Raw genomic sequence first — 18,954 nt, forward strand, 5'->3', positions numbered from 1 at the left:
TTCATGACAACAACTCTTCAACTTTCAGACAAAACGCTCGCAGATATTGCGCGCAATGTCGCGAAATACCCTCCAGAACAAAAACAATCCGCAGTGATGGCTGCTCTGATTGCTGCTCAAACCGAAGTAGGTTGGGTTTCACCAGAGGTGATTGCTACTGTTGCTCAAATTTTAGAAATGCCCACGATTGCAGTTGATGAAGTGGCTACTTTCTACAACATGTACGACACCAAAAAAATTGGTAAATACAAGCTAGTGATTTGCACAAACTTGCCTTGCCAGTTGACTCATGGTGAAACTGCAGCTACTTATTTAAAAGAAACTTTAGGCATTGGCTACAACGAGACAACTCCTTGCGGCACGTTCACCTTGAAAGAGGGTGAGTGCATGGGTGCTTGTGGCGATTCTCCAGTGATGCTGGTCAATAACAAGCGTATGTGCAGTTTCATGAGTAAAGAAAAGATTGATGCTCTATTAAATGAGCTCCGTGCAGAAGGGAAAGCAGCATGACCAGCTTGCACGATAGACATATTAAGCCTTTGATTCTTGCTGGATTGAACGGTGAGAACTGGCGTTTAAAAGATTACGAAAGCCGTGGCGGATATCAGCAGCTGCGTCGCATTATCAATGACAAAGTTGCGCCTGACGCAATCATTGCTGAATTAAAAGCTTCATCATTGCGTGGTCGTGGAGGCGCAGGCTTCCCAACTGGATTGAAGTGGAGCTTTATGCCCCGCCAATTCCCTGGCCAAAAGTATTTAGTTTGCAATAGTGACGAAGGTGAGCCGGGTACATTTAAAGACCGCGACATCATGCGTTACAACCCGCATGCTTTGATTGAGGGCATGATTATTGGCGCCTACACAATGGGCATTTCCGTGGGTTACAACTATATCCACGGCGAAATTTGGGAAGTCTATTCTCGTTTCGAAGAGGCGCTTGAAGAAGCCCGTGCTGCTGGTTATCTGGGCGACAAAATCATGGGAAGTGATTTCAACTTCCAATTGCATGCCTCTCCAGGTTGGGGTGCATACATCTGTGGTGAAGAGACTGCACTTTTAGAGTCACTAGAAGGCAAGAAGGGTCAGCCGCGCTTTAAGCCGCCATTCCCTGCAAGCTTCGGTTTGTATGGCAAGCCAACCACGATCAATAACACTGAAACATTTGCCGCTGTGCCATTCATCATGGCAATTGGTGGCCCAGCGTATTTAGAGTTGGGCAAGCCAAACAACGGTGGTACAAAGATTTTCTCTATCTCTGGTGATGTCACCTATCCAGGTAACTATGAGATTCCATTGGGCACTCCATTTTCTGAGCTGTTAAAGCTTGCTGGTGGCATGCGAGATGGCATTCCATTGAAGGCGGTAATCCCTGGTGGATCTTCTTCACCGGTGATTCCTGGCGCTGAGATGATGACCCTCACAATGGATTACGACAGCATTGCGAAAGCAGGTTCGATGTTGGGATCTGGCGCAGTCATCGTCATGAATGAAACACGTTGTATGGTTCGCGCCTTAGAGCGCCTTTCCTACTTCTATCACGAAGAATCTTGTGGTCAGTGCACCCCATGTCGCGAGGGTACTGGTTGGTTATGGCGCATCGTTAGCCGAATTGAGCATGGCGAAGGTCGTCCAGAAGATTTGGATTTATTGAATGATGTGGCAGCCAATATTCAAGGTCGCACGATTTGCGCCTTGGGTGATGCTGCTGCAATGCCGGTTCGTGGCATGTTGAAACATTACATGGATGAATTTGCGTATCACGTAGAACATAAGCGCTGCTTAGATTCTGCTAAACCTTTATAAGACATTGAGCACGGGACATCTTAAAGTGAGCATGGTTGAAATCGAATTAGATGGTAAGGCAGTAGAAGTTCCGCAAGGTTCGATGGTGATGCACGCCGCGAACAAGCTCGGCACTTATATTCCTCACTTTTGCTATCACAAGAAATTATCTATCGCTGCCAACTGCCGTATGTGTTTGGTTGAAGTAGAAAAAGCGCCAAAACCATTACCGGCTTGTGCAACACCAGTGACGCAGGGTATGAAGGTGTTTACGCATTCTGCTAAAGCGGTTGAAGCCCAGCGCTCTGTGATGGAGTTCCTATTGATCAACCATCCTTTGGATTGCCCAATTTGCGATCAAGGCGGTGAGTGCCAGTTACAAGATTTGGCGGTTGGTTACGGCAAATCGAATTCACGCTATGAAGAAGATAAGCGTGTGGTGTTTCACAAGAATGTAGGACCACTCATCTCTATGCAAGAGATGACCCGCTGTATCCACTGCACCCGTTGCGTACGCTTTGGTCAAGAAGTGGCTGGCGTGATGGAATTAGGTATGGTCAACCGCGGTGAACATTCTGAGATCACTACTTTTGCCGGTCAAACCATTGATTCAGAGCTATCTGGAAATATGATTGATATTTGTCCAGTTGGCGCCCTGACTAGCAAGCCGTTCCGCTATGCAGCACGTACCTGGGAATTGGGTCGCAAGCGTTCTGTAAGTCCACATGACAGTCTTGGTGCGAATACGACGATTCAAACAAAAGCTAACAAAGTCATGCGTGTCGTTGCTTTAGAAAATGACGCAATTAATGAGTGCTGGATTAGTGACCGTGATCGCTTTGCCTACGAAGGCTTGAATAGCGCAGATCGTGTCACAACCCCGATGGTGAAGCAGGGCGGTCAGTGGCTTGAGACTGATTGGCAATCTGCCATGGATTATGTTGCTCATTCACTCAAAACCATTTCCGCTGAGAGTGGTCCTGAGGCGGTTGCTGCCTTAGCGCATCCGATCTCTAGCACTGAAGAGCTGTATCTCCTCCAGAAGATGATTCGTGGTTTGGGTTCCAAACAAGTTGAGACACGCCTACGTCAAACTGACGTAAAAGGCGCAGCTTCCGCCCCTTGGTTAGGCATGCCGATTTCTAAAGTCAGTGAGCTCGATCGTGTTCTAGTGATTGGTAGCTTCTTGCGTAAAGAACAGCCATTGATTGCTACTCGTTTACGTACCGGCGCAAAGCGTGGCTTACAGGTTTCACGTATTGATGCTGGTGGCGATGATTGGTTAATTCCTAATACCGGTATCGCTGCTACTCCAAGCGCATGGCTCAATGCACTGAGTGAAGTTGCTTTGGCAGTAGCTAAATCGAAGTCTGCCACTGCTCCGGCCGGCACACCAAATTTACAGGTATCTGCGACTGCGCAAAAGATTGCAGATAGCTTGCTTTCTGGTGCATCTGCCTCAGTATTGTTGGGTTCTGCCGCAATCGCGCATCCACAAGCATCTGATTTACATGTACTGGCGCAGTTTATTGCCGAACAAACCGGGGCTACTTTAGGCTTCTTACCGGTTGGCGGTAATGCGGTTGGTGCTAGCTTAGTGAATGCTAACGGTGTTGGTGTTGAATCAGTTTTGTCTGGTGATCGCCGCGCTGTGATCTTAATGAATATCGAGCCAGATTCAGACTTGCCAAATCCTGCCCAAGCTCGTGCTGCATTGGCGAAAGCCAATACCGTGATTGCCTTAAGTGCTTATAAGAGTGCCGATCTTTTAGAAGTGGCTGATGTGATTCTGCCGATCGCTACCTTCACAGAGACAGTGTCTACTTTTGTGAACTCAGAAGGTCGTGCGCAAACGATTCAACCAGCGGTAAAACCTTTGGGCGATTCTCGTCCAGCATGGAAAGTTCTTCGTGTTTTAGGTGGGTTGTTGAACTTAGATGGCTTCCTTTACAACATGCCTGAAGAGGTATTGGGTGAAGCGCTAGGTGAAAACTATTGCACCAAGTTATCAAATCAATCTACTGCAAGCGGATTGAGCAATGGAAGTGCAGCTGCACCAGCAGGTTTGGAGCGTTTATCTGATGTTGGTATTTATGCCGGCGATCAAATTGTTCGCCGCTCATCAGCATTGCAGTTAACCCGCGATGCTAAGCGCGGCAATCAAGTTGGATTAGGTCAAGCACTCTTTAATGAGTTGGGCTTGAAAGAGGGCGATGCTGTGCAAGTGACCCAAGATGGTCAATCCGTAGATTTGCCAGTCACATTAGAAGCGAACCTAGCTAAGGGTGCTGTCAGAATTTCTGCAGGCACTATGGCTAGCGCTAAATTGGGATCGATGTTTGGTCCTGTAACTGTTAGCAAGGCATAAGGGACGAGATGGATAATTTCTTGAACCTCATTACCACCCAAGGTGAGGCTATCTTTGGCTCACTGTGGCCGCTTGTTTGGGCTTTGGTGCGTATTGTCATCATCGTATTACCGATGTTTGGCGCGGTTGCTTACATGACTCTGTGGGAGCGTAAGTTAATCGGCTGGATGCATATCCGTCTTGGACCTAACCGTGTTGGTCCTTTGGGTTTATTGCAGCCAATCGCTGACGCCTTAAAACTCTTGATGAAGGAGATTATTTCTCCGACTCAAGCAAGCAAGGTACTGTATTTCATTGCGCCAGTCATGGTGATCATGCCGGCTTTTGCTGCTTGGGCTGTAATTCCTTTCCAAGCCAAAATGGTCTTAGCTGATGTCAATGCTGGATTGCTGTATGTAATGGCGATCTCATCCATTGGTGTTTATGGTGTGATCTTGGCGGGTTGGTCATCTAACTCGAAGTACCCATTCCTGGGTGCAATGCGCGCTTCAGCCCAAATGATTTCTTATGAGATCGCCATGGGCTTTGCTTTGGTTACCGTGTTACTGACTTCAGGTTCTTTGAACCTCAGCACGATTGTGGCTTCGCAAGAGCAGGGCTACTTTGCCAGCATGGGCTTGAATTTCCTCTCTTGGAATTGGTTGCCATTGCTCCCAATGTTTGTGATTTACTTCATCTCTGGTGTTGCCGAAACGAACCGCCATCCATTTGACGTGGTTGAGGGTGAGTCTGAGATTGTTGCGGGCCACATGGTCGAGTACTCTGGTATGGCCTTCGCGATGTTCTTCTTGGCTGAATACGCCAACATGATCTTGATCGCAGCACTGGCATCTACTATGTTCTTGGGTGGCTGGTTGCCTATCGTTGATTTGCCAATCCTGCGTGATATTCCTGGATTCTTCTGGCTGTTTGCAAAAACCTTCTTCCTCTTGTCATGCGTAATCTGGTTGCGTGCGACTTTGCCACGCTATCGCTATGACCAAATCATGCGTTTGGGTTGGAAGATCTTTATTCCTATCTCTGTATTCTGGGTAGTTATCGTTGGCGCATGGGTTGTATCCCCATTGAATATTTGGAAATAAGTTGATCAATCATGTTTAAGAAAATTTCCCAATTCCTCGATAGCTTGATGCTCAAAGATATTTTGACGGGTATGTCGATTACCGGTCGCTATCTCTTTAAGCCAAAAATTACTGTTCAATACCCTGAAGAGAAGACGCCGCAGTCTGTTCGCTTCCGCGGTTTACATGCTTTACGCCGTTATGAAAATGGGGAAGAGCGTTGTATTGGTTGCAAACTCTGCGAGGCAGTTTGTCCTGCTTATGCAATCACGATTGAAACTGCTGAGCGCGATGACGGTACGCGTCGCACCAGCCGTTACGACATTGATCTAACTAAGTGCATTTTCTGTGGTTTCTGCGAAGAAGCTTGTCCAGTTGATGCCATTGTTGAAACTAATATTTTTGAGTATTTCGGTGATAAACGTGGTGATTTGTATTTCACTAAAGAAATGCTCTTGGCAGTAGGCGATAAGTATGAAAAAGATATTGCCGCTAATCGCGCAGCTGATGCGCCTTATCGTTAATCGAATAGAGCACAACATATGACATTCGATACCTCTACATTATTTGCAGTTTTCTTTTATGCCTTTGCCGGCCAGTTAGTGCTTTCAGCACTGCGTGTGATTACTGCTCGCAACCCAGTGCATGCTGCACTGTTCTTGGTCCTAGCCTTTTTCTGCGCCTCCGGTCTGTGGATGTTGCTCAAGGCTGAATTCTTAAGTCTTGCCCTTATTCTTGTATACGTTGGCGCCGTGATGGTGCTCTTCTTGTTCGTGGTCATGATGCTCGATCTGGATCTTGAGCATTTACGCCGTGATTTCAAGAAATTCCTACCTGTAGCTTTCCTGATGGGTGCGGTCATCGTGTTGGAGTTATCCATTGTTTTGATTCGTAGCTTTATCGGTACTAGTGCGCCAGTCCAGCCGATGCTCGAAGAAATGACAACCAGCAATACCCAAGCATTGGGTATGCTGATCTTCGTTGATTATGTTTATGCATTCGAAGTTGCCGGAGTTATTCTCTTGGTGGCCATCATTGCTGCAGTTGCTTTGACCCTGCGTAACCGTAAAGATTCTAAATCGCAAAATATCCATGAGCAGGTGAATGTGAACTCTGCTGATCGCATGCGCATCGTGAAGATGGGCTCTGATATGGCTGCAAAGCAAGATGCGCGTGGGGAGAAGAAATGACTATTACCCTAGCTCACTACTTAGTGCTTGGCGCAATCTTGTTTGCGACTAGCGTGATCGGTATTTTCTTAAACCGTAAGAACATCATCGTTCTGCTAATGGCAATTGAATTGATGCTGCTTGCGGTCAACATGAACTTTGTGGCCTTCTCTCATTACTTGGGAGATATGGCTGGTCAAGTATTCGTATTCTTTATTTTGACTGTGGCTGCTGCTGAGGCAGCAATCGGCTTGGCAATTTTGGTTGTTCTCTTCCGTAAGGTCGACACCATTAATGCTGAAGACCTGGACCACCTAAAAGGCTAGTGATGCAATTGACCTTAACTCTTCCTGTTCTCTGCGCAATCCCGCTGGCGCCGTTGTTTGGCTCTGCGATTGCCGGACTTTTTGGTACCAAACTAGGCGGCAATCGTATTGGGCAGGGCGCTTGCCAGTTTGTTACTATTTTGGGCGTCACGATTGCTTTTGTTCTATCTTGCTTTGTGCTTGTGCAGGTAATGGATGGCTTCTATTTCAATGGCACCGTATATCGCTGGATGCAATTAGGTGAACTCAATCTAGATATTGGCTTTTTAATTGATCCGCTGACAGCTACCATGATGTGTGTAGTGACCTTCGTTTCTTTAATGGTCCACATTTACACCATTGGTTATATGCAGGGTGAAGCAGGTTACAACCGCTTCTTCTCCTACATCTCACTCTTTACTTTCGCGATGTTGATGTTGGTAATGAGTAATAACCTTCTACAACTCTTCTTTGGTTGGGAAGCAGTGGGCGTAGTGTCTTATTTATTGATTGGCTTCTACTATGAGCGCCAGTCTGCTGTGTTTGCAAACATGAAGGCCTTCTTGGTTAACCGGGTTGGTGACTTTGGCTTCATTCTGGGTATTGGTTTGCTATTGGCTAGCACTGGCTCCATGAACTACGATGTGATCTTTGCTCAGAACACAGCACTTGCTGCACAAACATTACCAGGCACTAGCTGGAATTTAGTTACCGTAGCGTGTATCTGCCTCTTTATTGGCGCAATGGGTAAATCAGCCCAGTTCCCGTTACATGTTTGGTTGCCAGACTCAATGGAAGGCCCAACTCCAATTTCTGCATTGATTCACGCTGCAACGATGGTGACTGCCGGCATCTTTATGGTGTCACGTATGTCCCCGCTGTTTGAGTTATCCGATGCAGCCTTGAGCTTCATTCTGGTGATTGGCTCAATTACAGCTCTGTTTATGGGCTTCCTAGGTATAGTTCAGACCGACATCAAGCGGGTAGTAGCTTACTCAACACTGTCTCAGTTGGGTTATATGACTGTAGCTTTGGGCGTATCAGCTTATCCAATTGCCATCTTCCATCTGATGACCCATGCATTCTTCAAGGCTCTCTTATTCCTTGCTGCGGGAAGTGTGATTTTGGGTATGCATCATGAGCAAGATATGCGCAAGATGGGTGGTCTCTGGAAATACATGCCAATCACTTGCCTAATGATGTTGTTGGGTAACCTTGCATTGGTCGGTACGCCATTCTTCTCTGGCTTTTACTCAAAAGACTCCATCATTGAAGCGGTAGCAGCTAGCCATATTCCAGGCGCAGGCTTTGCGTACTTCGCAGTCATGGCCAGCGTCTTTGTAACCGCTCTGTACTCCTTCCGCTTGTACTTCTATGTATTCCACGGTAAAGCCCGTTGGGGACATGAAGACGCGCATGCACATGATCATCATCATGACCATGCGGAGCAGGGCGATGATCATGCGCATCACGGTTTGGCTCCCGGCCAAAAGCCGCATGAGTCTCCATTTGTTGTGACCTTACCATTGATCTTGCTGGCGATTCCTTCGGTCATCATCGGTTACTACACCATTACGCCTTTGTTGTTTGGTACCTATTTTGGCGATTCTATTTTTGTCGACATTGGTAAGCATCCAGCTATGAAAGAGCTAGCTGAAGAGTTCCATGGTCCGATTGCTATGGCAATGCATTCATTAACCTCGCCAGTATTGCTATTGGTTGTCCTTGGCATACTGACTGCAGCGATTGGCTACCTCTGGGCACCGAAGTTGCCTGGTGTTGTGGCGCAAGCATTTGCTCCCATTAAGAAGCTCTTGGATAACAAATACTATCTTGACGATTTAAATCAAGTGGTGTTCTCCAAAGGCTTGCTGTGGATCGGTGGCGTCTTGTGGCATCGCGGTGATCAACAGGCTATTGATGGCTTCTTGGTTAACGGCAGTGCACATGCAGTAGGGCGCTTTTCTGCGGTGATTCGCCATTTGCAATCCGGTTATCTTTATCACTATGCCTTCGCAATGATTGCGGGCTTGGCGGTATTGTTAGCTTGGGTTTTATACGCTTACCTGCCTTTTGTTCGCTAGGCCTTTGTTACTTAAGTAGCCATCATGATTCTTTCTTACGCCATTTGGATCCCGATTGTTTTCGGCATCATTATTTTGTTCTACGGTTCAGAGAGACCGACTGCTGGCGTTCGCTGGTTAGCTCTTTTTGGTGCCGTACTTGGCTTCATTGCAACACTGCCCTTGATCATTCATTTTGATATTGCCAATCCTGGTATGCAGTTTGTTGAAAAGATTAGCTGGATTCCGCGTTACGACATTAACTATTACTTAGGTATCGACGGTATCTCTGTTTGGTTCATTGTTCTAACTGCATTCATTAACATTTTTGTGGTGATTGCCGCATGGGAAGTAATCGATAAGAAGGTTTCCCAGTACATGGCTTCTTTCTTAATCCTTTCTGGATTAATGATTGGCGTATTTGCTGCTTTAGATGCTTTGCTGTTCTACGTATTCTTCGAAGCAACTTTGATCCCGATGTACATCATCATTGGTGTCTGGGGTGGCCATAACCGTATCTACGCAGCATTTAAATTCTTCCTGTACACCTTGCTTGGTTCATTACTCACTTTGATTGCCATGCTGTATCTGTACAACGTGACCAATACCTTTGACATCTTGGCTTGGCATAATGCGCGCCTCGATATTGTTGAGCAAATACTCTTGTTCTTTGCTTTCTTCATGGCCTTTGCCGTTAAGGTGCCAATGTGGCCTTTACACACATGGTTGCCAGATGTTCACGTTGAAGCGCCAACTGGTGGTTCTGTAGTATTGGCTGCAATCATGTTGAAGTTGGGTGCTTATGGTTTCTTGCGTTTCTCATTGCCAATAGCGCCTGATGCAAGTCAGTTCCTTGGCCCATTTGTGATCTTCTTGTCTTTGGTAGCGGTGATCTATGTTGGAGCAGTAGCCCTGGTTCAGAAAGATATGAAGAAGCTAGTTGCCTACTCATCAGTAGCGCATATGGGTTTTGTGACTCTTGGTTTCTTCCTGTTTAGCCCCCTTGGTATCGAGGGCGGTATTGTGCAGATGATTTCTCACGGCTTTGTAGCTGGCGCCATGTTCCTTTCTATTGGCGTGCTGTATGACCGTATGCATACCCGTCAGATTGCTGATTACGGTGGTGTTGTGCACCGTATGCCTGCCTTCACAGCCTTTGCGGTCTTGATGGCAATGGCAAACTGCGGTTTACCTGCTACTTCAGGATTCGTTGGTGAATTTATGGTCATTCTGGCAGCCGTGGATTATGACTTTGTGATTGGTATCCTAGCTGCAACTGCTTTGATTCTGGGTGCCGCTTATTCCTTGTGGATGGTAAAGCGCGTATTTTTCGGTGTAATCACCAATCACCATGTTGAGGAACTAAAAGATCTCAACGCGCGTGAGTATTTCATGATGGCAGTTTTGTCCATTTGCGTGATTGGTATGGGCGTTTATCCAAAACCGTTTACCGACATCATTCATCCGTCTGTGATTAATCTGCTGCAGCATGTTGCTGTTAGCAAACTCTGAGTAAAAGCTAATGCAAGCATTTGACCTATACGCCGTCCTGCCGGAACTCGTTTTACTTGTAGTTGCCTGCCTCTTGCTGGTTGCTAGTGTTTACGTGCCAGAGCATCAGCCGGCAACACCTGGTGTTGAGCAAGATATTTTCCATACGCCACGCGGTGTTGGTTTTGTTTATTTCTTCACCATCATTTTGCTGGTGTATTTGATCTTTGCATTTGTGGGTCGTATCGGAGATGTATCCGTAGTTGCCATGAATGGCTTGTTTCAGTCTGACCCAATTTCAAACTTGCTAAAGGCCTGCTCATGTGGGGCTGTGTTGGTGAGCTTGATTTACTCAAAACAGTATCTGACTGATCGTGCGATGTTCCGCCCAGACTTCATTGTTTTGGCTTTGCTAGCTTTATTAGGGCAATGTGTATTGATTTCTGGCGCCAATCTGTTGACTCTGTATTTGGGTCTCGAACTGATGGCTTTGCCTACTTATGCTTTGGTAGCAATGCGTCATAACAATGCAAAGAGTGTTGAAGCGGGTGTGAAGTACTTCATCCTTGGTGCGTTGGCATCTGGTTTCTTGCTTTACGGTATGTCGATGTTGTACGGTGTAACTGGATCACTCGACTTAATCGAGATTTTCAGAACAGTTGCTGATCCTCGTGTGAATCACTTAGTCATGGCCTTTGGCTTGGTATTTATTGTTTCTGGCCTAGCTTTCAAGTTAGGTGTTGTGCCATTCCATATGTGGGTTCCTGATGTATATCAAGGCGCACCAACAGCAGTGACATTGATGATTGCTGCAGCCCCGAAGATTGCAGCCTTTGCTTTGCTATTCCGCTTGCTCGTCAATACCTTGTTGCCACTTCTGGGTGACTGGCAGCCAATGTTGGTCTTGTTGGCCGTCTTGTCATTGGTAGTGGGTAACGTCACTGCGATTGCGCAAACCAATATGAAGCGTATGCTGGCCTACTCAGCGATTGCGCAGATGGGTTTTGTACTGCTAGGAATGTTGTCTGTATTCGATGATCATGCTTTTAGCGCTTCGATGTTCTATGCCATCACTTATGTGCTGACTACCTTAGGAAGCTTCGGCCTCCTGATGATGTTGTCACGTAAAGGCCATGATTGCGAAACGATTGATGACCTCAAAGGCTTAAACAAGCGTCACCCTTGGTTTGCATTTATTGGTCTTGTCATGATGTTCTCTTTGGCTGGTATTCCGCCAACGGTAGGCTTTGCTGCCAAGCTAGGTGTACTGGAGGCTTTGGTAGATGGCGGACATACCTTCTTGGCTGTTATCGCTGTGATTGCATCTTTAATCGGTGCTTTCTACTACCTCAGAGTAGTAAAGGTGATGTACTTCGATGAGCCAAAAGAAGAGCACCCTGAAGAGATCTCTGGGTCTGGCTTTGCTCGCGGATTATTGAGTCTGAATGCGATATTTGTTCTGGCCTTGGGGATTTTCCCGGCTGGATTAATGACTGTTTGCTTGGATGCGATGCGCCGTACCTTATTGGGTTCATAAGTAAGCACTTGTAGTGGCTTGCGACAAAGGCTCCGAATAGGGGCCTTTCTCTTTTCTGTCATCTAGGTTTTGTATGATGACTGTTCGATACATGAAAGACTACCTATGACTGAAAAATCGTTTAAAGACCTGCCAATTGGCGATGCCCATTTAAAGGAAGAGCGTTTATCTGGCGAGGATATCTACGGCGGTATCTTTCTGAATATGAAGCGTGACCAGGTGAGCTTGCCGGATGGCAAGCAAGCGGTTCGCGAGTATTTGACGCATCCTGGAGCAGTTGCTATTTTGGCTATCTTGGATGATGGTCGAGTACTGATGGAGCGTCAATATCGTTACCCAGTAGCTAAAGCCTGTATTGAGATTCCTGCGGGTAAATTAGAAATCGGTGAAGATCGATTGCTCTGTGCGCAGAGAGAGCTTGCAGAGGAGACAGGCTATTCTGCGAGCAAGTGGAGCTTTATTCGGCGCATCCATCCTGTGATCTCTTACTCAACTGAATTTATCGACATCTATCTCGCGGAAGGTTTAGTCTCGGGTAAAAGCCATTTAGATGATGAAGAATTTTTAGATGTATTTGCTGCCCCTCTAGAGCAATTATTGGATTGGGTGGAGCGGGGTGAGATTACGGACGTCAAGACGACGATTGCGACCTATTGGTTGGATCGTTATCGACGTGGCTTAGTCAGCCCAATGCCTATACCCAGTTAATTTCATAATCCATTTAAAATAGGGCTATTGAATTTGGTATTTTTGCCCCTATATAGGTCTTATGAAAGTCTACAACCTCGCTTGCCCACTAGATCATCGCTTTGAGGGATGGTTTGCCTCTGAGGAGGATTGCCTTGCTCAGCAAGACAAGGGAATGCTGGCGTGCCCTATTTGCGATAGTACTGAGATTGCTCGGATGCCATCGGCACCACATATTGCCAAATCAAGCTCTAACAAGGTAGATCCAAGCTCAACCGAGCTCACTGTTGCCAGCCCGGCTGCAACAGACCAGGCGGGTATTGGTGGTGCCCTGAGTGGTGATGTGCTTGCCCTTACGGGCAGTGACCATTCTCAACTGGAGGCACAGGTACAGGCAGCCTTTTTAAAGGGTATGCGTGAGCTGATGGGGCGCTCTGAGGACGTTGGTAACTCTTTTGCCGAAGAGGCCAGAAAAATTCACTATAAGGAATCACCCGAGCGGAGTATTCGTGGTCAAACCACTCTTGACGAAGCTGAGTCCTTACGCGAAGAGGGTATTGAAGTGATGGCGATGCCAATGTTGCCGGCCTTTAAAAATACTCTGCAGTAGCCAGCTCCCGCCTAATTCCCCTATACTTGTTGTGCACCCAGAGCTTGGGTATCAATATTCACTAGGATAGGAGAATTACCCATGAAACGCTTTTTCCTGGCACTGTTTGCTGCTGTTTTAGCGCTCACGATGGTGGCTTGTTCTAAGTCCTCAGATACCAAAGAAATTAAGGTAGCTGTATCGCCTGCATCACCCCCCATGTTGTTTGATGACAAGGGCCAGATCGTTGGCGTGGATATGGATATTTTCCAGGGCTACTGCCAGTCCCGCGGCTGCACTTTAAAAGTTACTCCGTATGACTGGGCTGGAATGTTGGGTGCCGTTTCTAGTGGTCAAGCTGATGTGGCTTTTTCGGGCATCTCTATTACCGATAAGCGTAAAGAGGTAATGGATTTTTCTCAGCCCTACTATGACAATGCTTGGCATTTGGTCAGCATGAAGAATAAAAATATTCAGATCACGGATTTAAATCAGCTGAAGAAATACTCCATCGGTTACCCTCGTGGCATGGCTTACGATGATCTGATAAAGAATGAGTTGGAGCCAAAGGGTTACTATTCTCTCAGCAAGGTCAAACTATATCCTTCCTATGCTGAAGTCATTACCGATCTTCAAAATAGCAATCTAGATTTAGCCTTTATTGAAGAGCCTGTATTTCTGAATTATGAAAATAAACTCAAACTACCGATTCAAAGTAGTTATGTATTTAAAGGCTTTGATAAGCTTGGTTTTGCATTTGCCAAAGGTTCTAAGTTGCGTGATGACTTTGATAAATATCTCAATGAACTGGGCCCAGAAAAAATCAAGGCTATTCTGGATAAGTGGATGAAATAAGCATTCCTCATCAACACCTTAATCAGTAGTCGAAAGCCCGCCCTGTGACTTTTCTGGATATTCTTGCCCAGTTAGCTCAGGGCGTTTCTTATACGGTTGTAGTAACGCTAGTTTGCTCTATCACTGGCTTGATAGTGGGCTTAACTGTTGCAAGTCTTCGTCGCCTAGATATCCCTTGGCTTACCCCCTTAATTGATTGCTATACCTATGTCTTTAGAGGTGTGCCAGTGTTAGTGCTCTTATTCATGGTGTACTTTGGTTTGCCGGGTATTGGGTTTAAGGTTCCGCCTTTAATGGCTATGGCGCTCAGCCTGGGCCTTGTTGCTTCAGCCTATTTGGCCGAGGTATTTCGGGGTGCCTACAACTCGGTTGATCCTGCTGAAATCATAGCTGCCAAAGCCATGGGTATGACACGTATTCAGGTGCTGAGATTTATTGAGTTACCTCAGATGTTGAGATTCTCCATTCCAGGCATGGTCAATGAGTTCACTTCAGTTTTAAAGTACTCACCATTCGCCTATACCGTGGGGATTCCAGAGATTACTAAACAGGCTATGACATTAACTTCGACAACGCTGCGTGGCATAGAGGTCTATCTGGCTGTGGGCATCCTCTATTTTGTGATTTACCGAATTTGCTTAGCTGGTGTTCAGCTTTTAAGTAAGCGTTTTCAAATACCGGGAATGAGTCCAGCATGAGTACTAAGGTGGCTACCAACGTGACATTGCTAAATGAGGCAATTTCGTGGCATTAATTCAGGTACGGGACTTGGTCAAAGAGTTTGATGGGCAGACAGTTCTGTCCAATATCAATCTTGATCTGAATGAGGGTGACGTCCGCGTATTAATGGGCGCCTCTGGTTCTGGTAAATCGACGTTATTACGTTGTCTCAATCGCCTAGTGGAGCCCACCTCAGGATCAATCGTTTTTCGGGGTAGGGAGGTACTAGCTCCTGATGTAGATGTGCGGGAGTTGCGCAAGCAAATTGGTTTCGTATTTCAGCAATTCGCTCTTTACAGTCATCTCACTGTTTTGGATAACGTCTCATTAGGTCTGCGCAAGCTGCATCAGATGGGTAAAGCAGAGGCCAAAGAAAAGGCCTTACTTGAGTTATCTCATTTTGAGATGACACCCCATCAGGATAAATATCCCTCGCAACTTTCAGGAGGGCAGAAGCAGCGGGTTGCGATTGCAAGGGCGCTTGCGATGGATCCAGCAGTCTTAGTTCTGGATGAGCCTACTTCGGCTTTGGATCCCGTCATGTCTAGAGACGTGGCTGATCTGATTAATCGCTTACATAGCGAGGGCATCACCATGATCTGCGTTACGCATGATCTCAACTTAGCTCGCAATATTGCCGATACCGTGATGTTCTTAGATCGCGGCGTTATTCGTGCCGATGACCGGATTGATGTCTTAAGTCAACACTCTGATCCAGAAATTAAAGCCTTCTTTGGTTCGGAGGAGAAGCGTTAATGGGAGGGTGGCCATCCTTCATTCGTGATCTCACGGAGCAGATGCCCTTGATTTTGACGGGGCTAGTAAAGACCTTGCAATTAGCGGGCTTGATTAGTATTTCAGGATTGCTACTGGGTATTGTGGTGTTTTATCTCACGCTCAATAAAAATCAGTATGTGCGTAGCGCCATTAATTCTTATATCTCCTTCTTTATTGGAATGCCCTTAATCGTTTTATTATTCTTGATGTATTACGGCTTACCGCAGTGGGGCGTCAGACTTTCTCCATTCACAGTTGCTTTCATTGGTTTTACCTTCAATGTGGCCGCATATAACGCAGCTTATCTAACGACTGCCTTTAATGGTTTAGATAAGAGTCAGCTTGAGGCGGCAAGCGCTCAAGGCTTTAGTCCCTTGCAGATCTTTCGCTTAATTACCTTGCCGCAAGTCATTCGCCTTTCTATTCCAGCGCTCACCAATCAAGTGATTGCTAACCTGAAAGATAGTTCAGTGGCATTCTTAATTCAGTACACCGAATTCTTTGCCCGCGTGCAGGAGTTAGCTGCAACCAACTTCCAATTCTTCAAGGCTTATTTTTTGGCTGCCTTGGTCTACCTAGCATTGGTATCCATCATTGTGCTGTTCGCGCGCGCAATTGAGAGGCGGTACTTTATCCCAGCTTGATGTGCCAACTTAAACTCGAGTTGATGTTAAAAAAATAGCGACCCGAGGGTCGCTATTGTTATTGGCAGATGCTTGCCACTGTATCGATTACTTCGAAGTGGGCATCACAAACTCTGCACCCTTAGCAATACTTTCAGGCCAGCGCTGCATCACACTCTTTTGCTTTGTATAGAAGCGAACGCCTTCTTTACCGTAGGCATGCATATCGCCAAAGAGGGACTTCTTCCAACCGCCAAAGCCATGCCAAGCCATCGGCACTGGAATAGGGACGTTAATACCAACCATGCCGACCTGAACGCGGCGGGCAAATTCACGGGCAATATTGCCATCGCTCGTAAAGCACGCTACACCGTTTCCATACTCACAGGAGTTAACCAAATTCAATGCTTCAGTGAAGTTCGCTACGCGCAAGCAGGATAGAACTGGTCCGAAGATTTCTTCCAAATAGATCTTCATGTCTGGGGTCACGTTATCAAAGAGGGTGCCGCCGATAAAGAATCCGTTGTCATGGCCGGGTACTTTCAAGCCACGACCATCTACTAACAACTTTGCACCAGAAGCTACGCCACTCTCAATATAGCCAGTGATGCGCTCTAAAGCAGCTTTAGTAACGATGGGGCCCATTTCAGCATCGAGCTCCATACCGTTCTTCACTTTGAGTGTCTTGGTACGCTCAATCAGTTTTGGCATGATTTTTTCTGCAACATCACCAACCAAAACAGCTACTGAAATTGCCATGCAACGCTCGCCAGCTGAACCGTAGGCTGCACCAATCAAAGCATCAATGGTTTTATCGATGTCAGCATCGGGCATCACTACCATGTGGTTCTTGGCACCACCTAAAGCTTGGGAGCGCTTACCAAAGTGCGCGCAACGCTCATAGATGTAATTCGCAATTGGAGTGGAGCCGACAAAGCTGACAGCTTTGACATCCGGATTCTCGATCAAGGCATCCACGGCTTCTTTGTCACCCTGAACCACATTGAATACGCCATCAGGTAAACCCGCTTCTTTTAAAAGCTTGGCCATCAATAAAGAGGCTGATGGATCTGTGGGGCTTGGCTTCAAAATGAAAGTGTTACCGCAGGCAATAGCGACTGGGAACATCCACATTGGAACCATCACTGGGAAGTTAAACGGTGTGACACCTGCAACTACGCCTAATGGCTGACGCATGACCCAGTTATCAATATCAGTAGATACCTGCTCGGTGTAATCACCCTTGAGTAGTTCTGGAATACCAGTGGCAAATTCCACAATATCAATACCGCGAGTTACTTCGCCTTGCGCATCGGTAAATACCTTGCCGTGTTCAGCGGTGATGATGGCGGCTAATTCATCGCGATGGGCATTGAGCAATTCAAGATACTTAAACATGATCCGTGCACGGCGAAGCGGGGAGGTTTGGCTCCAGCTCTCGAAAGCCTTTTGGGCAACTGCCACGGCAGCGTCCACCTCTTTGCGGCTAGCCAAGGCAACCCGTCTTGCGACAGCCCCTGTGGAGGGGTTAAATACATCGGCAAAACGACCGTCTTTTGGGTTGACGACAGTACCGCCAACAAAATGGCCAATATCTTCTTTTGATTCAAAGGCTTGTGGTGCACTCATAGTATTTTGCTTAATAATTTTTTACTAGTTTTAGGTTCAATAAACTTGTATTGCGAAGTAATCGCACAAGTTTATGGTCTCGTTTATCCTACTCCTTCTATTTTATCGCTTTCATCCCCATTACGCACCTCCGAATCTAAAGGTATTGAAATGAGTCTCTTATTTTCCAGCTACAAGCTGAGCTCCCCTAGGGGTGATTTAATGCTGCCCAATCGCATCGTGGTGGCGCCGATGTGCCAGTATTCAGCGGTAAACGGAGAGGCTCAGGATTGGCATCTCATGCATTGGGGCAACCTGCTAAATAGCGGAGCCGGACTATTCATGATTGAGGCTACTGGGGTAACTCCAGAAGGCCGGATTACACCAGCCTGCCTTGGCCTATGGGATGACCGTACCGAAGCCGCCCTGAGGGATAAGCTCGGCAGGGCTCGTAAGCTGGCGCCTAAAACAGCCGTTTTCATTCAATTGGCGCACGCTGGCCGAAAAGCCTCCAGTGCAACCCCGTGGGAGGGTGGTCAACTACTCTCTAAAGACCAGGGTGGCTGGGATATGCTTGCTCCTTCTGCCATCCCTCAGTTAAAGGATGAGCGTTTACCGCATGAACTCTCCAAGGCGGAATTGACTGAGCTGATCGATGCATTTGTTGTTGCAGCGCAGCGTGCTGAGCGGGTCGGGGTAGATGGTATTGAGTTGCATGGGGCTCACGGCTACCTCTTGCATCAGTTTCTGTCGCCGATTGCCAATCAACGTACTGATGAATACGGCGGCTCTTTTGAAAACCGCATCCGCTTTCTATTGGAGTTATTTGCAGCGGTTCGCGAAGCATATCAAGGTGTTTTGGGTATTCGGATTTCGGCTAGTGATTGGATCGAAGGGGGTTGGACTCCGCAGGAGACTGCCGATTTTGCATCTCGCCTAAAACCATTGGGATGTGATTTTGTTCACATCTCATCAGGGGGTATTTCACCGCTACAGAAGATTGCAATCGGTCCAAACTATCAAGTGCCGTTTGCCAAAATTGTAAAAGACCAATCTGGTTTGCCCACCATGACAGTCGGCTTGATTACGGATCCCCAGCAAGCAGAAGATATTCTTCAAAAAGGTGATGCAGATTTGATCGCCTTGGCCCGTGCATTTTTATATAAGCCAAGATGGGCTTGGGAGGCTGCTGCAGCATTAGGTGGTACCGTGCCATCGAATGAACGTTACTGGCGCTGTTTGCCACGTGAGGCTCAGGCCATATTTGGTGAGGTCAAAGTAGGGCAACGATAATAGAGACTTAATCCGCAGCCCATA

The 18,954-nt window shown here is 46.8% G+C and carries 18 protein-coding genes; 17 read left to right on the forward strand and 1 reads right to left on the reverse strand.

Going from position 1 to position 18,954, the window contains the following annotated elements:
- Window positions 1-3: 3 nt before the first annotated feature.
- The 16 genes from nuoE (at window position 4) to AOC19_RS03470 (ending at window position 16,050) form a co-directional block, all read left to right on the forward strand.
- Window positions 4-510 (forward strand): NADH-quinone oxidoreductase subunit NuoE, encoded by a 507-nt coding sequence (gene nuoE, locus AOC19_RS03395; RefSeq protein ID WP_215377573.1) that lies wholly within the window; start codon window positions 4-6, stop codon window positions 508-510.
- A complete protein-coding gene (gene nuoF / locus AOC19_RS03400) occupies window positions 507-1,805 on the forward strand; it encodes an NADH-quinone oxidoreductase subunit NuoF (protein ID WP_215377575.1) in 1,299 nt (432 codons plus the stop codon). The genes nuoE and nuoF overlap by 4 nt, the downstream gene beginning before the upstream one ends.
- A gap of 31 nt (window positions 1,806-1,836) precedes the next feature.
- The gene (gene nuoG, locus AOC19_RS03405; protein WP_215377577.1) at window positions 1,837-4,152 is read left to right on the forward strand and encodes an NADH-quinone oxidoreductase subunit NuoG; all 2,316 of its coding nucleotides are present in this window, start codon (window positions 1,837-1,839) and stop codon (window positions 4,150-4,152) included.
- Between the two features lie 8 nt (window positions 4,153-4,160).
- A complete protein-coding gene (gene nuoH, locus AOC19_RS03410) occupies window positions 4,161-5,234 on the forward strand; it encodes an NADH-quinone oxidoreductase subunit NuoH (RefSeq protein ID WP_215377579.1) in 1,074 nt (357 codons plus the stop codon).
- An 11-nt stretch (window positions 5,235-5,245) separates the two neighbouring features.
- Entirely contained in the window at window positions 5,246-5,737 is a 492-nt protein-coding gene (nuoI, locus tag AOC19_RS03415) for an NADH-quinone oxidoreductase subunit NuoI (RefSeq protein ID WP_215303350.1), read from the forward strand.
- An 18-nt stretch (window positions 5,738-5,755) separates the two neighbouring features.
- Window positions 5,756-6,403, forward strand: coding sequence for an NADH-quinone oxidoreductase subunit J (locus AOC19_RS03420; protein WP_215377581.1), 648 nt, complete (start codon window positions 5,756-5,758; stop codon window positions 6,401-6,403).
- Window positions 6,400-6,708 (forward strand): NADH-quinone oxidoreductase subunit NuoK, encoded by a 309-nt coding sequence (gene nuoK, locus AOC19_RS03425; RefSeq protein ID WP_215377583.1) that lies wholly within the window; start codon window positions 6,400-6,402, stop codon window positions 6,706-6,708. Before AOC19_RS03420 ends, nuoK begins: the two co-directional genes overlap by 4 nt.
- Before the next feature lie 2 nt (window positions 6,709-6,710).
- Entirely contained in the window at window positions 6,711-8,771 is a 2,061-nt protein-coding gene (gene nuoL, locus AOC19_RS03430) for an NADH-quinone oxidoreductase subunit L (protein ID WP_215377585.1), read from the forward strand.
- A gap of 24 nt (window positions 8,772-8,795) precedes the next feature.
- Complete coding sequence (locus AOC19_RS03435; protein WP_215377587.1) at window positions 8,796-10,262, forward strand: NADH-quinone oxidoreductase subunit M; 1,467 nt, start codon at window positions 8,796-8,798, stop codon at window positions 10,260-10,262.
- Window positions 10,263-10,272: 10 nt separating this feature from the next.
- Window positions 10,273-11,778, forward strand: coding sequence for an NADH-quinone oxidoreductase subunit NuoN (gene nuoN / locus AOC19_RS03440; RefSeq protein WP_215377589.1), 1,506 nt, complete (start codon window positions 10,273-10,275; stop codon window positions 11,776-11,778).
- A gap of 105 nt (window positions 11,779-11,883) precedes the next feature.
- A complete protein-coding gene (locus tag AOC19_RS03445) occupies window positions 11,884-12,486 on the forward strand; it encodes an NUDIX domain-containing protein (protein WP_215377591.1) in 603 nt (200 codons plus the stop codon).
- 61 nt (window positions 12,487-12,547) lie between these two features.
- Window positions 12,548-13,075: a DUF1178 family protein gene (locus tag AOC19_RS03450; protein WP_215377592.1), complete on the forward strand. Its 528-nt coding sequence runs from the start codon at window positions 12,548-12,550 to the stop codon at window positions 13,073-13,075.
- Between the two features lie 81 nt (window positions 13,076-13,156).
- A complete protein-coding gene (locus tag AOC19_RS03455) occupies window positions 13,157-13,909 on the forward strand; it encodes a transporter substrate-binding domain-containing protein (RefSeq protein WP_215377594.1) in 753 nt (250 codons plus the stop codon).
- Between the two features lie 44 nt (window positions 13,910-13,953).
- Window positions 13,954-14,607, forward strand: coding sequence for an amino acid ABC transporter permease (locus AOC19_RS03460; RefSeq protein ID WP_215377596.1), 654 nt, complete (start codon window positions 13,954-13,956; stop codon window positions 14,605-14,607).
- Window positions 14,608-14,653: 46 nt separating this feature from the next.
- Entirely contained in the window at window positions 14,654-15,385 is a 732-nt protein-coding gene (locus tag AOC19_RS03465) for an amino acid ABC transporter ATP-binding protein (RefSeq protein ID WP_215377598.1), read from the forward strand.
- The gene (locus AOC19_RS03470) at window positions 15,385-16,050 is read left to right on the forward strand and encodes an amino acid ABC transporter permease (RefSeq protein WP_215377600.1); all 666 of its coding nucleotides are present in this window, start codon (window positions 15,385-15,387) and stop codon (window positions 16,048-16,050) included. The genes AOC19_RS03465 and AOC19_RS03470 overlap by 1 nt, the downstream gene beginning before the upstream one ends.
- Before the next feature lie 87 nt (window positions 16,051-16,137).
- Here AOC19_RS03470 and AOC19_RS03475 read toward each other — a convergent pair whose 3' ends face one another.
- Entirely contained in the window at window positions 16,138-17,658 is a 1,521-nt protein-coding gene (locus AOC19_RS03475) for a CoA-acylating methylmalonate-semialdehyde dehydrogenase (RefSeq protein ID WP_215377601.1), read from the reverse strand.
- A 150-nt stretch (window positions 17,659-17,808) separates the two neighbouring features.
- On the opposite strand from AOC19_RS03475, the gene AOC19_RS03480 reads away from it, so the two are divergent.
- The gene (locus AOC19_RS03480; protein WP_215377603.1) at window positions 17,809-18,930 is read left to right on the forward strand and encodes an NADH:flavin oxidoreductase/NADH oxidase; all 1,122 of its coding nucleotides are present in this window, start codon (window positions 17,809-17,811) and stop codon (window positions 18,928-18,930) included.
- Window positions 18,931-18,954: the final 24 nt, after the last annotated feature.

This window comes from Polynucleobacter asymbioticus, assembly GCF_018687575.1.
In the GTDB taxonomy this organism is placed as follows: Bacteria; Pseudomonadota; Gammaproteobacteria; order Burkholderiales; family Burkholderiaceae; genus Polynucleobacter; species Polynucleobacter asymbioticus_C.

What these genes read in the sequence shown, in the direction of transcription:
- AOC19_RS03450 (WP_215377592.1), top strand. Translation starts at nt 12,548, where the DNA reads ATGAAAGTCTACAACCTCGCTTGCCCACTAGATCATCGCTTTGAGGGA.
- nuoH (WP_215377579.1), top strand. Translation starts at nt 4,161, where the DNA reads ATGGATAATTTCTTGAACCTCATTACCACCCAAGGTGAGGCTATCTTT.
- nuoE (WP_215377573.1), top strand. Translation starts at nt 4, where the DNA reads ATGACAACAACTCTTCAACTTTCAGACAAAACGCTCGCAGATATTGCG.
- AOC19_RS03420 (WP_215377581.1), top strand. Translation starts at nt 5,756, where the DNA reads ATGACATTCGATACCTCTACATTATTTGCAGTTTTCTTTTATGCCTTT.
- nuoK (WP_215377583.1), top strand. Translation starts at nt 6,400, where the DNA reads ATGACTATTACCCTAGCTCACTACTTAGTGCTTGGCGCAATCTTGTTT.
- AOC19_RS03475 (WP_215377601.1), bottom strand. Translation starts at nt 17,658, where the DNA reads ATGAGTGCACCACAAGCCTTTGAATCAAAAGAAGATATTGGCCATTTT.
- AOC19_RS03480 (WP_215377603.1), top strand. Translation starts at nt 17,809, where the DNA reads ATGAGTCTCTTATTTTCCAGCTACAAGCTGAGCTCCCCTAGGGGTGAT.
- AOC19_RS03470 (WP_215377600.1), top strand. Translation starts at nt 15,385, where the DNA reads ATGGGAGGGTGGCCATCCTTCATTCGTGATCTCACGGAGCAGATGCCC.
- nuoG (WP_215377577.1), top strand. Translation starts at nt 1,837, where the DNA reads ATGGTTGAAATCGAATTAGATGGTAAGGCAGTAGAAGTTCCGCAAGGT.
- AOC19_RS03445 (WP_215377591.1), top strand. Translation starts at nt 11,884, where the DNA reads ATGACTGAAAAATCGTTTAAAGACCTGCCAATTGGCGATGCCCATTTA.
- nuoL (WP_215377585.1), top strand. Translation starts at nt 6,711, where the DNA reads ATGCAATTGACCTTAACTCTTCCTGTTCTCTGCGCAATCCCGCTGGCG.
- nuoI (WP_215303350.1), top strand. Translation starts at nt 5,246, where the DNA reads ATGTTTAAGAAAATTTCCCAATTCCTCGATAGCTTGATGCTCAAAGAT.
- AOC19_RS03455 (WP_215377594.1), top strand. Translation starts at nt 13,157, where the DNA reads ATGAAACGCTTTTTCCTGGCACTGTTTGCTGCTGTTTTAGCGCTCACG.
- AOC19_RS03435 (WP_215377587.1), top strand. Translation starts at nt 8,796, where the DNA reads ATGATTCTTTCTTACGCCATTTGGATCCCGATTGTTTTCGGCATCATT.
- nuoF (WP_215377575.1), top strand. Translation starts at nt 507, where the DNA reads ATGACCAGCTTGCACGATAGACATATTAAGCCTTTGATTCTTGCTGGA.
- nuoN (WP_215377589.1), top strand. Translation starts at nt 10,273, where the DNA reads ATGCAAGCATTTGACCTATACGCCGTCCTGCCGGAACTCGTTTTACTT.